This is a genomic window from Candidatus Kapaibacterium thiocyanatum, assembly GCA_001899175.1.
In the GTDB taxonomy this organism is placed as follows: domain Bacteria; phylum Bacteroidota; class Ignavibacteria; order Kapaibacteriales; family Kapaibacteriaceae; genus Kapaibacterium; species Kapaibacterium thiocyanatum.
Window position 1 is genome coordinate 676,893 of sequence record MKVH01000024.1, and the last position, 13,141, is coordinate 690,033.

Annotated in this window: 10 protein-coding genes; 5 read left to right on the forward strand and 5 right to left on the reverse strand. The window is 55.4% G+C overall.

Going from position 1 to position 13,141, the window contains the following annotated elements; all coding sequences use genetic code 11:
* Positions 1 to 77: 77 nt before the first annotated feature.
* Together BGO89_11480 and BGO89_11485 are read left to right on the forward strand one after the other, a co-directional pair.
* On the forward strand, positions 78 to 1,589 hold the full coding sequence (locus BGO89_11480; GenBank protein OJX57118.1) for a hypothetical protein: 1,512 nt from the start codon (positions 78 to 80) through the stop codon (positions 1,587 to 1,589).
* Positions 1,590 to 1,711: 122 nt separating this feature from the next.
* The gene (locus BGO89_11485) at positions 1,712 to 2,122 is read left to right on the forward strand and encodes a hypothetical protein (GenBank protein ID OJX57119.1); all 411 of its coding nucleotides are present in this window, start codon (positions 1,712 to 1,714) and stop codon (positions 2,120 to 2,122) included.
* A gap of 67 nt (positions 2,123 to 2,189) precedes the next feature.
* On the opposite strand, the gene BGO89_11490 is transcribed toward BGO89_11485, so the two are convergent.
* The 5 genes from BGO89_11490 to BGO89_11510 form a co-directional block, all read right to left on the reverse strand.
* Positions 2,190 to 2,684 (reverse strand): hypothetical protein, encoded by a 495-nt coding sequence (locus BGO89_11490; GenBank protein OJX57120.1) that lies wholly within the window; start codon positions 2,682 to 2,684, stop codon positions 2,190 to 2,192.
* Positions 2,685 to 2,794: 110 nt separating this feature from the next.
* Entirely contained in the window at positions 2,795 to 5,875 is a 3,081-nt protein-coding gene (locus BGO89_11495) for a multidrug transporter AcrB (protein OJX57121.1), read from the reverse strand.
* Between the two features lie 35 nt (positions 5,876 to 5,910).
* Positions 5,911 to 6,978 carry a hypothetical protein gene (locus tag BGO89_11500; protein OJX57373.1) on the reverse strand — a complete coding sequence of 356 codons (1,068 nt, stop codon included), beginning with the start codon at positions 6,976 to 6,978 and terminating at the stop codon, positions 5,911 to 5,913.
* A 35-nt stretch (positions 6,979 to 7,013) separates the two neighbouring features.
* Complete coding sequence (locus tag BGO89_11505) at positions 7,014 to 8,366, reverse strand: hypothetical protein (protein ID OJX57122.1); 1,353 nt, start codon at positions 8,364 to 8,366, stop codon at positions 7,014 to 7,016.
* Positions 8,367 to 8,496: 130 nt separating this feature from the next.
* On the reverse strand, positions 8,497 to 9,192 hold the full coding sequence (locus BGO89_11510) for a hypothetical protein (GenBank protein ID OJX57123.1): 696 nt from the start codon (positions 9,190 to 9,192) through the stop codon (positions 8,497 to 8,499).
* Positions 9,193 to 9,531: 339 nt separating this feature from the next.
* Between BGO89_11510 and BGO89_11515 the strand changes: the two genes are divergently transcribed.
* From BGO89_11515 to BGO89_11525, 3 genes are all read left to right on the forward strand, one after another.
* A complete protein-coding gene (locus BGO89_11515; GenBank protein OJX57124.1) occupies positions 9,532 to 10,962 on the forward strand; it encodes a hypothetical protein in 1,431 nt (476 codons plus the stop codon).
* An 80-nt stretch (positions 10,963 to 11,042) separates the two neighbouring features.
* Entirely contained in the window at positions 11,043 to 11,348 is a 306-nt protein-coding gene (locus tag BGO89_11520) for a hypothetical protein (protein ID OJX57125.1), read from the forward strand.
* A gap of 103 nt (positions 11,349 to 11,451) precedes the next feature.
* Positions 11,452 to 13,140, forward strand: a complete 1,689-nt coding sequence (locus tag BGO89_11525; GenBank protein ID OJX57126.1) for a hypothetical protein — start codon at positions 11,452 to 11,454, stop codon at positions 13,138 to 13,140.
* Position 13,141 lies beyond the last annotated feature (1 nt).

Here is a 13,141-nt window from a genome sequence, read left to right on the forward strand (position 1 = left end):
GAAGCGAAGCGACACGGCGTGTCCGCTCCCGACTGTGGGTGCGGGCACGTCATTGTATCCATCGATATAGATCCGGAGTGTTCGTGAACTGGAAGATCCTGTACATCTCGATCTGGGCCATATTCCTGACGATCACGGTGTGCCATGCCGGTGAAGGATTGCCTGAAGTCGGAAGCAAGGTCCGCATGCTCCGATCCTCGAACGAAGCAGCGGCCAGCATCTATCTCTATACCGATGTCGCCGCATGCAACCTCTGCATGCAGTCCGTGGGTGGCATCGTTACGGATCTGAGGCGGTCGATGAAGATCGACTTCAAGGTCTTCGTTCTTGGCCTCGACAACGAAGGGGCGGAGCGATATCGTGAACAGTGGCCCTCGGCCAGCGCCGTCATTGCGGACGAGCTCGGTTTGTACAGGGATAAAGTATCGGCATCGAAGGAATCGTTCTACATCGCACTCGGCAAGGATGGCAAGGTGCTTGCCGTGGACAAGTCCGGAGGCCAGATGACGGCTGAAATGATCCTCGCGGCGATTCTGTCGGACGAAGGCGGATCGTCGGCCGGACGAGGGAACGGAATGTCTGGACGGGAGCAGGCCTCCTATACGGTGGATCTCGGAACCTATGCCCCGAGTGCCGGACGACGGGAGCATATCTACGATCGGAAGCATGGTGTGATCTACACGATGCTGCAGCATTCGCTCGTGATGGTCCGTACCGATGTCAGGACGGGAGAGAGCAGGCAGATGCGCATCGACTCGGTCGTCAAGGACCCGATGATCGGATTGCTGTCTGCCAGTTGGGCGATACGGGACTCGCTTCTTCTCGTTCCCTGCAATGCCTACGACGACTACCGCAAGGTGATGACCTACGATGTCGTGAAGGATACGTTCACGACGCTGGACTACTATCGCGGATGCTCGTCCGATACGACGGTCAATATCTCGACATGGATGTTCTACGATACGGACCGGAACGGTATCATCGCGAACACGTTCAGCGTCAACAGGTGCGAACGGCTGACGGCGAGCGACACCAACATCCGCATCATGGCCGTCAACGGTACGGAATGCAGGCCGTTCCGGAGCGCCGAACCCGAATACCGGACAAGGAAATGGAGTGGATTGAATTATGCCCTGTATCGCCGTGGACCGGGTGGACAGCTATACGAATGGCAGAATCTCATTCCGCGTATCAGCCTGCTCGATGGTCGTGGACGAACCGTCGAACAGTATCCATTGAGTCTCGACACTACGGTCTGGCGAACGTACCGGAATGACTTCCCATACGGTGAAAGCCGGAAGAAGATCGACGAGGCATACAACCAGCGATCTTTCATCGTGGACTACGATTGTTCCGGAGATCGTATCGTCGCCATCTACAACAACTATACGTTCGGTGATACGGCGTCGGTCAAGCCCTATACCATCAGTTACGGGCTGTACCGGGGTACGATCGACGGGAAGCGCCTGCAGCCGCGAGATCTCCACTTTCCTGATGGAGTGGTGCCGGCCGTGATCGACGACCGCAGCTTCCTGGTTTCGACCGTCGAAGGCAGTACGATGAAGATCGGTATCCGGTCTTTCGAGTGATTTCAGCACGGCCACGGGAATCGGCCCGACTCGTTCATTGATGGAGAGCAGGTTCCGATCGAAGTATCTTGCCTGCAGGACGAGGCGAACGTTCGGATACTTCTATGAACGGGAGTGGTCGTATGGCTGAACTCAAGACGAAGAAGACGGATATGAACGCCGAAGCCTTCATCGGGAGTGTTGCGGATGAAGGCAAACGCGACGATTGCAGGACCATCGTGTCCATGATGGCGAAGGTCACGAAGTCCCCTCCGGTGATGTGGGGCCCTTCCATCGTCGGCTTCGGCGACTATCGCTATGTCTACGCGAGCGGGCGCGAAGGGGACTGGTTCGTGATGGGTTTCTCGCCGAGAAAGCAGAAGCTCACCATCTATCTCACCGAAGGATTCGAGCATCATGCCGATCTGCTGTCGGAACTCGGGAAGTTCACGACCGGCATGGGATGTCTCTACGTCAAGCGACTTGGCGATATCGATATCAACGTGCTCGAAAAGCTCCTGGCCGCTTCAGCGAAACGTCTCATGAAGAAGTAGCGGGCCATAAACACCGACGGCCATCCCTTCGTGCGGAAAGGGATGACCGTACAGCATGCACCGGATGTCACTTCTTGTTGGTGTTGGGAGCCAGCTTCACACCCGTACCGGCATTCTTGTCCGGCTTCGGTTGCGTGTTGTAGTTCGGTTCCCAGAAGCGATTCCGTTCCTTCAATGAGTCGAAGCGTCGTTTCAGATCCTGGTAGGCTTCTTCCGAAGCCGTCCGGACCTCCATATACCGATGTCGCATGGTATCGCGTACCGCCGACAGTTCTGAAATCCGTTTGCGCATCTCGACTTTCACATCGCCTTTGGCCTGACCATAGACGGTTTCGAGTGAGTCGAGATAGGCATTCAGGCGGACCATGTGTTCGTCGACGCTGGCATAGTAGGCCTCGCGTTGACGGTCCAGTTCCGCCTTGGCCCTGGTAGCCTGCTCGTCGATGGCGTCTTTCTTCGCGGCGATATTCTCGTCGAACTTCCGATCGGCTTCCGTTCTCTTCGTGCATCCTGTGAGCATACAGGACGACACGAGGATGATAGCCAGACAGACGATGTACATGGCTTCACCTGCAGCGAATGTGAACGTGACATTTCGACGGTCGTCGATGTCTTCGACTTTGATGATGAAAAAGTGTTCCAGCTATCGATGTCCGGAGGTTCCACAGGGTATCATACCGTCCCCGAGAGCGGCGCTTCGGCCGGTCGAGCTTCGACGTCCGGAGGAAGAAGCAGGTACATGACTGGCGTCACCAGACGGGACAGGAGGGTGGAGCTGACAAGCCCGCCGATGATGACGATGGCCAGGGGAGAGTAGAGCTGATTGTATTCGATGACCAGCGGCAACAGTCCGCCGATGGCCGTGAGGGATGTAAGGACGATGGGCACGAACCGTATTTCGCCCGCTTCCTGGATGGCCTCGATCAGGCCTTTGCCCTGGGCACGAAGCTGATTCGTGAAGTCTACCAGCAGTAACGAGTTCTTCACTTCGATTCCCACGAGGGCGATCATACCGATCGTCGCCGTGAAGGAGAACGTCTCGCCGGCAAGCAGGAGTGCCGCCACGGCACCGATGATGCCGAGGGGAATCACGGACAGGACGATGGCGATGCTCTTGAACGTCTTGAATTCGAGGATGAGGACGGCGATGAAGCCGAAGACCGTCACGAGGATGATGATGCCCAGTCCGGAGAAGCTCTCGCTGCGGCTTTCCTGCTCTCCGGCGACCTGATAGCGGACACCGGTCGGAAACGGGAACGTCCTGAGTTGCTCGACGATGGCCGCATTCACACGCGCCGTGTTGTAGCCGGTCTTCAGGAACGAGGAGACGGTGACCGTGCGTTCCTTGTCGTAGTGCCGTATCAGGTTGGGTGACGTCTCGAACTCGACGTCGGTGACGTTCCGGAGCGGAATCGTCGTGCCGGTCAGTGACTGGACGTAGAGAGCATCGAAGACATCGAACGAGGCCGTCGGTCCCTTGTGCGGTATCGAGACATTGATGTTCATCTCGTCCTCGTTACCGTTGCGATAGGTGCCGATGTTCAGCCCTGCGATGCCGAGGCGTACCGTCCTGTCGATCTCTCCCGTCGGAATACCGAGCATGCCGGCCTTGTCCTTGTTGATGCGGATACGTGCATCGGTAGGCTGGACGCTGAGGGGGTTGTTCACATAGAGCGTGCCGCCGGTCCGTTTCAGCAATGTTTCGATGCGTGCTGCGACAGCACGTAGCGTATCCAGATCCTCACCGTAGATGCGATAGGCGAGAGGGGCATCGATCGGCGGTCCCTGCTCGAAGTCCTTGACCTCGATCTTCACCCCGGCGATATGGTTCAGGCGTTCGCGCAAGTCGTCGATGACGGCGATCTTCTCCTTCGTTCCGGTCTCCGGCTGGAGCTGGACGAAGATCTGGGCGAAGTTCTCGGCCTCGTTACGCTGCGTCACGTTGTAGTAAATGCGGGGATTTCCCTTGCCGACGTTGGTAGAGAAGTTCCGGATGACCGATCCCTTCGACCGTAGCACCCGTTCCACGTCGCGTGTGACCTCGTTCGTCGCATGGATATTCGTACCGTTCGGCATCTCGATGTTCACGAGGAACATCGGCTTCTCCGACTTCGGGAACAGACTGAAGCCGACGACGGGGACGAGGGCGATGGCTCCCGCGAAGATGGAGAAGGCGATGACGAGGGTCATCTTCGGACGGTGCAATGCGGCATCGAGCACCTTGCTGTAGCTGCCGCTGATGATCTTCTTCAGACCACGGAGGAAGAAGTTCTCTTCGCCGACGCCATGATTCCTGAGCAGGTGACTGGCGAGGAAGGGGACCACCGTGAGCGATACGACCATCGATGCGAAGACCGTCGTGATCACGGCCATGGGCAGGCTGCGGATGAAGGCGCCTGCGGCTTCGGGCAGGAACATCAGCGGCAGGAAGGCGAACATGAGGAGAACGGTACAGCCGAGTACCGCAAGGGATATCTGCGAGGTGGCGCCGATGGCTGCCTTGGTACGTTCCACACCCATGCGCAGGAATCGTTCGATGTTCTCGACCACGACGATGGAGTCGTCGACCAGGATACCCAGGGCGACGATCATGCCAACGATGGATAACTGGTTGATGTTGAATCCGAAGAGATTGAGCAGCGTGAGTCCGATGGAAAGGGACAAGGGGATGGAGATCATCACCACGACCGAAGCACGGAAACCGAGCGGAAGCAGAGTGATCAGGACGAGGAGGATGGCGATGCTGAAATCCTTGGCGAAGCGTAGCAGACGTGTTGAGACGCTTTCCGTCTGATCGAAGACGGTGAGGAAGTCCACCGACGCCGGAAGGGTGGATCGGAAGTCCTGGATGACCGGCTCCACGTCCTTGCGGACATCGATGATGTTCTGCCCGCTCTTCTGGCTGGCCGTTACGAACACGCAGCGGTGGCCGTCGAGACGTGTGATGTGCGTCTCGTCCTCGTACCCCATCGTGACCGAAGCCACGTCGGAAAGACGAACGATCGATCCTCCCGTCGAGGCGATGACCGTCGCCGCTATCTCGTCGAGTGAGCCGTAGTCGCCGCTCGTCTTCACGTTGAACTTCCGGTTTCCGGCCGTGATACTGCCACCAGGCATGTTGACGTTCTCGCTCTGGAGCGCACCGAGTACGGCAGACGTCGGAACGTGCATCTGCGCCATCTTGTCGAGGTTCAGCTCTACCTGCACCTGCTGATCGGGGAAGCCCTGTGCATCGATGTTCTTCAGCCCACGTACCTTCTCGAGCCTGTCCTTCAACTCGTCGGCATGATGCTGCAATACGGAATAAGGGACGCTCTCGCTGACCAGGGCGAACTGGAGGATGTTCACGTCCGTCGGCGTGAACTTGCGAATGGTGATGCTGTTGATGTCTGCGGGAAGGTCCTTCCTGATGGAATTCACTTCGCGTACGATTTCCTGATACTTGTCGTCGGCATTCGATTCGAACTTGTATTCGACCTGGATGACAGCGAGGCCGTCGTTGATGTCGGTCTTGATGCGCTTGATGTCGTCGAGTTCGTTGATCTTCTTCTCGAAGGGGTCGACGACGAGCTGTTCCATGTCGGATGGTGTCGTACCGGGGTAGACGATGACGATGGCGAACTGGGGCGAGATGATGTCGGGGTCCTCGCTCCTGGGCATGGTCAGGAGGGATGTGATGCCCAGCGCCAGCACGGCGATGAACATGACGAGGGTGAACCGATAGTTCTCTACCGAGAATCGTGTGATGTTCATTGGATATGCGGAGTGGATGATGGAGAAGGGCGATATCAGCGGACCACACGGATCGTGGCGCCGTCGGTGACGTAGGCCGAACCACCCGTGATGACGGACGTGACGCCGTCGAGCGGACCTGTGATGGAGACGTCGTTCGTACGGATCCTGTCGATACGAATGGAGACCCTGCGTGCCTTGCCATTATCGGCTGCGAAGACGAAGGCCTGGGAACCGTTCCCTTCGATGATGGCATCGATGGGAACGAGGGCCATAGCCGATGCCTGACCTGTCGCCGGTGTGATCGTCGCACGGGCGAACAGTCCTGCGGCGAGTTCACGAGGAGCGTCCGTCAAACGGAGTTCCGCCTGATACAGGCCGGACCGTGGATCGGCACCCTGACCGACCGTCGTGATGGTGGCTCCGAACGTCCTGTCCGGGAATGCATCGAGCGTTACCGTCGCACGATCTCCTGCGCGCAGGCGTACCCAGTCCTTGTCGGGCACGGACACAATGATCTTCCAGTTCTGTGGTCCGGTTCCGTTGAGGACGAGAACCGGCGTACCGGGTGCCGTCAGTTCGCCTTCGTTCGAGAGTTTCTTCAGGATCACACCATCGTTCGTGGCGCGTATCTCGGAGAAGGACCGGTTGTAGCGTGCGATCTCCAACGTGCGTTGAGCGAGCTCGTAGGCCGTCGTGGCATTCTGTATCTGTTCGAGTGTCGCCACGGAATCGCGATAGAGGTTGCGGACACGGTGCATGTCGCGTTCGGTCTTCGCCAGTGCCTCCTGCGCCTGTCCGACCTGGGCATCGATCTCCGTCAGGTCGAGTGTGGCCAGGAGCTGTCCCTTTCGTACCCGTTCACCTTCGCGGACATCGATGGTGCGGATGATACCACCTGTCTTGAACGACAGCCGTGCCTCCAGTTCCGATGCGACGAGGCCGGATGCGGTGATGGGGTCGACGTCGGTCGTCGTCTGATGGACGACGGGCGCGGTATGGACCGGGATGGATTGCGCTGCTGCCTGGTGGCCTGCCGCGGCCTTGCCCGTATCGTGTGAGCATGCGGTGACGATCAGGGCTGCGCCCAATGCCATCGATGCGAGGATGGAATGATGGTTCATGTTCATTACAGGAATTCGTGAGCGATCGTTGGAGGTCAATGAAGGGGATAGGATGCCGAGGCGCGTTCCAGTTCGGCCGTGCGGATGAATACGTCCATACGTGCGAGGGATTCGCGCAGGCGGGCCGTCATGAACTCGTTCTGCGCATCGAGCAGCTCGATGTAGATGGCCTTGCCTTCACGGTAGAGCAGTTGCATGTCGTCGTAGAACCGCTTCGACGCATCGGTCTGGGAGAGGGAAGAGGCGAGCCGTGCTCGTGCCGATGCGAGCGAACGGGCGGTTGCGTAGTACTGCAGGGCGAGCTGATTCTTCACCACACCTTGTTGCGATATCAGCGCTGCACGGTCGGCTTCGGTCTGACGTACCTTCTGCGAGTTCGAGAAGGCCGAGAACAGATTCCATTCGAAGGAAAGTCCTGCCATATAGTATCGGGTTTTATTACCGAAGCGGAAGTCGAATCCCTGCGAGCCGAGATCGACGAAGCCGCTGAGCTTCGGAATCCAGTGCGAGCCGGCCAGACCACGGGCTTCGTCCAACGCCTGTACCGATGACGACAGTGCGGACGTTTCCTCGCGTCGTTCTACGGCTGCCGTTGCGTCTCCGGCGATCGAACGCCCGCTGTCTTCGGCCGTTTGCATCGTCGTACGAGCGAGCATCGTATCGGCGACGATCGCAGCGTCCAGTGGTCTGTTCAACAAGACGTTGAAGGCTGCGGCCGCATTCGCCTTCGTTTCTTCGGCGGAGATCAGTTCCGATCGGATCTTCTCCGCTTCGTTCGTGGCGCGGACCAGGGCCGTGCGATTGCCTGCGCCGTTGTTGAGCAGCGAGCGTGTCACGCGGATGTTCTCGTCGAGCAGGACGAGGGCGCTTTGCAGGATTCCGACGGCGTCCTGCGACTGCATCCACCGGAAGTATGCCGTCTTCACGTCCTTCACGAGCTCGCGTTTCACGACGTTCACGTCGAACGATGCCACGTCCGCCAGACGTTCCTTGATGCTGCGGTTGTAGCGCACGTCCATGTTCAGGAGTGGTGCTGAGATGCGGACCTTCGCATCGTAGAAGTTGTCGGGATTGAGTTGTACGGACATGTTCTGCAGCGTCGGAAAGCGGTTCGAGTTCGTCAACTGGTTCAATGCCGCATAAGCCGGATTCAGAAGATCTCCGATCGGCATGTCGATCGTCCGTCCACCTCCGGCCCGGAGATAGCTCGCCAGGACGTCGGCACGCGGGTAGAGCATTCCTTCCGCTTCGGCTTCGGCGGCGTGAGCCTTCACGAGTAGCTGTTCCCTCTGTCGTACGGCGTCGTTCGCATGCAGCGCTTCGTCGATGTAGGCCGACAGGATAGATGATTCCTGTGCATTGGCGTCCCGGAGCTGACCCCACAGCATGAGCAGAACGGCTATCGCCGTAAATACTGTTCTCATTGTTGATTTCGATTATATTATAAACACTGTTCAGTATCAGGGCCGAAAAAAGCCACTCGTGAAGAGTGGCTAGGAGATGGAGAAGATGCCTATCTCATCCGCTACGCTTGCGTTTGCGGAGGGCGTTCACGAACATATCGACCGTGCCGAACAGAAGGCCTTCGACCTCTTCGTCCGTTGTCGGAAGATCGACCCGTTCGGAAGCCGGCGTATCGTCGTTCTGAAGTCGCTGATACTTCATGCCGACGATCTTCATGCGTTGGCGTACGTGGAGGGAAACCAGTCCGTGAACCACGCTCCAGACCATCATCGAGATCGCCGGGCTCGGCTGATCGTCGACGTTCAGAAGGTCCTGTTCCAGGCACTCGCGGATGATGGCATGGAGGAATTCGAAAGCTTCCATGCCGCACTTCCATTCACCGGCGCGTTCGATCGTCGAGATCGGCGCCCGCATGATGAACATCAGATCGTAGAACTCCGGATTCTGGATGCCGAAGTGGATGTAGACCTTGCCCAGGGCCGCGAGGCGTTCCATCGGATCGGCGATGGACGACACGGACTGGAAGGAGTCGATCAGCATCCTGAAGCCGCTCTCGTGGATGGCGTGGAAGAGCTCGTCCTTGTCCGCGAAGTACAGGTAGATCGTCGCCGGACTGTATTCGATACTTTCGGCGATGTTCCGTATCGACGTCTTCTCGAAGCCATCGGAAATGAACATCTCCGTCGCTGCCTCGAGGATCAGGTCGCGCATCTCCTGCTTTTCGCGTTGTTTCCGTTCTGCGATGCCCATTGTGTACCGACTTCCTTGAAATTAACGACGCGAATATACTAAACAGTGTTCAGTCGAAGCAAGAGAAAGTCTCATTTGCTATGGACTGACGAAACATCGATTCGGGTGAATGAAATAGCTGCTTCCGTGAAATCGGGTTTGAAATACCAGGTTGCGGGGAGGATATTGGGTGCTCTGCGAATTAGGTTTGCGGAGAATGCATCATACATATCGTGTCAAGTTGGTCAATCATCCGGTTATCGAAGAACTATGAAGAATACAGTAGCGTTGATCGCAGTACTCTGTTTGTTGTCGTCCTGTGGGAAGGAAGGTACGACTACGCCGGATCCCCCGAAAACAGTGAGTGAACTGATCGCAAGGGCTGGACGTCTGCCGGAAGCGCCGCCGTCGCAGGAAACCGAAGTTGGAACGGCCGCCGACATGCTCGAAGAAGATGGAGAACGATATGTGTCCACATCGAGCAAGCGTCGTCTTTCCGCACGGTTCGAGGAGATCGGCTCGTTCGGAAAGTATGCTGATGTCCTGTATCCGGGCGCGATCGTTCAGGGGAAGGAACTGCAGCAGGGCAGACTCACACCGATCGAGGGGAGGAAGAAGGAAATCGTTCTGACGTTGGACAACGGTACGTCGATGCAAGTCGGCAGCCCGACGAAGGCGTCAGTCAATGATGCTATTCAGCGACTGGCCGTCGACTCCAAACCTTCTGCCGCACAGATGGTGTATCAGTATAGCGTTATCCACTCGAAGGAATCGGCATTCATGAAGCTCGGACTGAATGTCGACTGGCTGGTGGGCAACATCGGGAATGAGTTCACGGAGGAACGCAGCACGAAACGTAGTTCAGTACTTCTCTACCTGAAGCAAGTCTATTTCACCGTTTCATCGGATAAGCCCGGCTTCGACAGCTCCGTTCCGGTAGCCGATCTCCAACCATTCATCGGCGAGGGCAATCCGCCGTGTTATATATCGACTGTGAGTTATGGGCGGATATTCCTGATCAAGGTCACGGCGACGACGTCGTCGGAGAAGCTCGAGAATACCCTGAAAGCCGGATACCGTATGGTTTCGGGACAGGTCGAATTCACCAACCTCGACGAGAATACGACCTATAGCTTCCAGGCTCTTGTATTCGGCGGTTCGGCACAAGGCGCAGCGAAGGCGATCACGCTTCAATCCATCGGCGAAGTGAACGCACTGATTCGCAGAGAAGCGCAGTACAGTCCGACCAATCCCGGAATGCCGATATCGTACACCTTACGACACCTGTATGATCTCTCGCCCGTACTACTCGGGCAAAGTGTGGAGTACAGCATACCGAAGTGGGAGATGGATCCGAACGTCCGGCAGAACTTCGACATCACATTCTCATCGTTGGAGATCGGCAAGGATTGTGATTTCGGTACGGCCGGTGATGGGGATTTCTACTACCGGTTCGAGGTCTTCGACAGGAAAGGCAACAGGCTCGGCAGTCCCGTGGAACGTCGGTGGAATGACTATGTACAGGGTGGTGACGGTGAAGCCATTCCGATCAACAAGACCATATCGTTCTCGATACCGCGAGTGCACGGGGAGTCGTTCAGGATCATGGGCTATGTTCGTGACAATGATTCCGACGACGATTCCACCGACTATCAAAGTATGGGAGCGATTAACCTCACGATGGCCTATCCTTGGGAAGGTGGGGACTACAACCGCCCGCTGTACTATAGTCTGGATGGGTCTTCGAGCTGTAATGGCAAGGTGTACTTCCTAATCTCAACGAAACGATAGTCTGATGCGATATCGTTGGGAGAACTGCTTCTGCGACAGAACTTCCACGTATTTTCCGTGAGCAATACTACGGAGGAAGTATGGACAAGGAAGAACAACTCTACCTCGAGATTGGCCAATCGTTCACGGGGGCAGAACGCAGTCAGATGTTCGGCAAGCCCTGTTTCAAGATCGGTGGCAAGGCCTTCATGTGTCTGTTCGAGCGGTGCATGGTCTTCAAGCTCACGGGCAAGGACCACGAAACGGCCATCGCATTGAAAGGCGCCATCCTCTTCGATCCGTCCGGTAAGGGGCGTGCGATGAAGGAATGGGTACAGGTGCCGTACGTCCACAAGGACAAGTGGAAGGCATTTGCGAAGGCGGCGATGGGGTATGTGGGAGGATGAGTAACAGACCGCCTGCAAGGTAACGATAAGCTTGACGATAGGTTGTGCGAACAATACACAACAAACACGGATTTGATTACATCCACAAGTATGGAGTCTAGGAATGAGTGTCACTCATCTCAATCAGATTAAACGCCGGGTACAGCAAGCATATAGCACCTTAATTGCCCGGGATGAGCTTAGTGAAGGTGACCCTAACATTGCAGACAAGGTGTTAACTCGCTGTCTGGCATCATTCGCGGTCCAAGCTGTTACAGATTGTTCAGAGATCGATGCTGCTAATTCAATCATTGATGGTTCAGATGACAATGGTCTTGACGCAGTGTTCTATTCAGAAAGCCAGAATACGATTGTATTGGTACAATCAAAATGGATTAAAGATGGCAAAGCAGAACCTAGTAGTGCTGAGGTCTTGAAATTCTGTCGTGGGGTAAGAGATTTAGTGAACTCGGAATTTGATCGATTCAATACTCGCCTGCAACAGCGCCAAGATAGCATTGAACATGCGCTCTCCACTTTTGGTTGTCAGATCAAGTTGGTCTTAGTACATACCGGAAGAACAGAGTTGGCGATCCACGCACAGCGTTCCATAACGGATCTACTCAATGAACTTAATGATGCCTCAGAAATAGCTGTATTCGAAAATCTTGGTCAAGATAAGGTCTATGCACTTATGGCCGAGAGCGCTTCTGGAGGAGGTATTTCATTGGATGTTACCCTTTCGTCCTGGGGAAAAATTGAAACTCCATATGCCGCATACTATGGTACAGTACCAGGAAGTGAAGTTGCAAACTGGTGGAAGAAGTTCGGAAACCTGCTCTTTGCAAAGAACCTTCGTAGCTCATTGGGGAACACTGAGGTCAATAGTCAAATCATATCTACTATTCATGAACGCCCGATGGACTTCTGGTACTTCAACAACGGAATCACTGTGACAGCTAAGTCGATAGAGAAGACTATTGCCGGTGGAGCAAATCGTGATGTCGGAAGCTTCCGAGCGAATGGCGTCCATGTTGTCAATGGTGCGCAAACTGTTAGTAGTATCGGACGTTATGCTGGGGAAAATCTTAGTCACGTCAGCGTGCCAATTCGCATTATTTCTTTGCAGGATACTGCTGATGAGTATGAAGAGTTGATTACTCGGTCAAACAATACACAGAATAGAATTGAAGCTCGTGACTTTGTATCACAGGAAAAAGAACAACAGAGGATACGCCTCGAGTTGCAGATGGATGGGATTGACTATCACATCGCACGATCAGAAGGCTATAAGCCTACGGATAAATCGTTTGATCTAGAGGAAGCGACAATAGCCTTGGCCTGTTCATCTAGCGACCCTAACCTTGCTGTTACGGCAAAGAAAGAAATAGGTCGATTCTGGGCAGATCTAGACAAAGGTCCTTATAAGAGATTGTTTAATCCAAATACGTCGTCGTTGAGGGTCTATCATGCAGTCCAAATACAACGACTGATCGATATGGAGCTTAGAAGAATGGTAAAAGAGATAGATAAGCGGAGTGGGAAACAATATGGTGTTCTCATACACGGAAATCGGCTACTTGCTTCCGTAGTGTTTACAAGGCTCAAGATTACCCAGAATCTTGCCGACCCAGAGTTTATTGCGGCTGGCCACAGTGTAGCGATAGCAACAGAAGTCAAAAGGGCCATACTATTGATTACGCAGAAGTTAACCCAAGAATACCCGGACAATTTTCCTGCTGTAGTCTTTAAGAACCCTACGAAATCCAAAGTACTGTTCGATGCTTGTATTAGCAGTATAGCATCCTCGTAGC

What these genes read in the sequence shown, in the direction of transcription:
- BGO89_11495 (OJX57121.1), bottom strand. Translation starts at nt 5,875, where the DNA reads ATGAACATCACACGATTCTCGGTAGAGAACTATCGGTTCACCCTCGTC.
- BGO89_11505 (OJX57122.1), bottom strand. Translation starts at nt 8,366, where the DNA reads ATGCTGTGGGGTCAGCTCCGGGACGCCAATGCACAGGAATCATCTATC.
- BGO89_11520 (OJX57125.1), top strand. Translation starts at nt 11,043, where the DNA reads ATGGACAAGGAAGAACAACTCTACCTCGAGATTGGCCAATCGTTCACG.
- BGO89_11525 (OJX57126.1), top strand. Translation starts at nt 11,452, where the DNA reads ATGAGTGTCACTCATCTCAATCAGATTAAACGCCGGGTACAGCAAGCA.
- BGO89_11510 (OJX57123.1), bottom strand. Translation starts at nt 9,192, where the DNA reads ATGGGCATCGCAGAACGGAAACAACGCGAAAAGCAGGAGATGCGCGAC.
- BGO89_11485 (OJX57119.1), top strand. Translation starts at nt 1,712, where the DNA reads ATGGCTGAACTCAAGACGAAGAAGACGGATATGAACGCCGAAGCCTTC.
- BGO89_11490 (OJX57120.1), bottom strand. Translation starts at nt 2,684, where the DNA reads ATGTACATCGTCTGTCTGGCTATCATCCTCGTGTCGTCCTGTATGCTC.
- BGO89_11500 (OJX57373.1), bottom strand. Translation starts at nt 6,978, where the DNA reads ATGAACCATCATTCCATCCTCGCATCGATGGCATTGGGCGCAGCCCTG.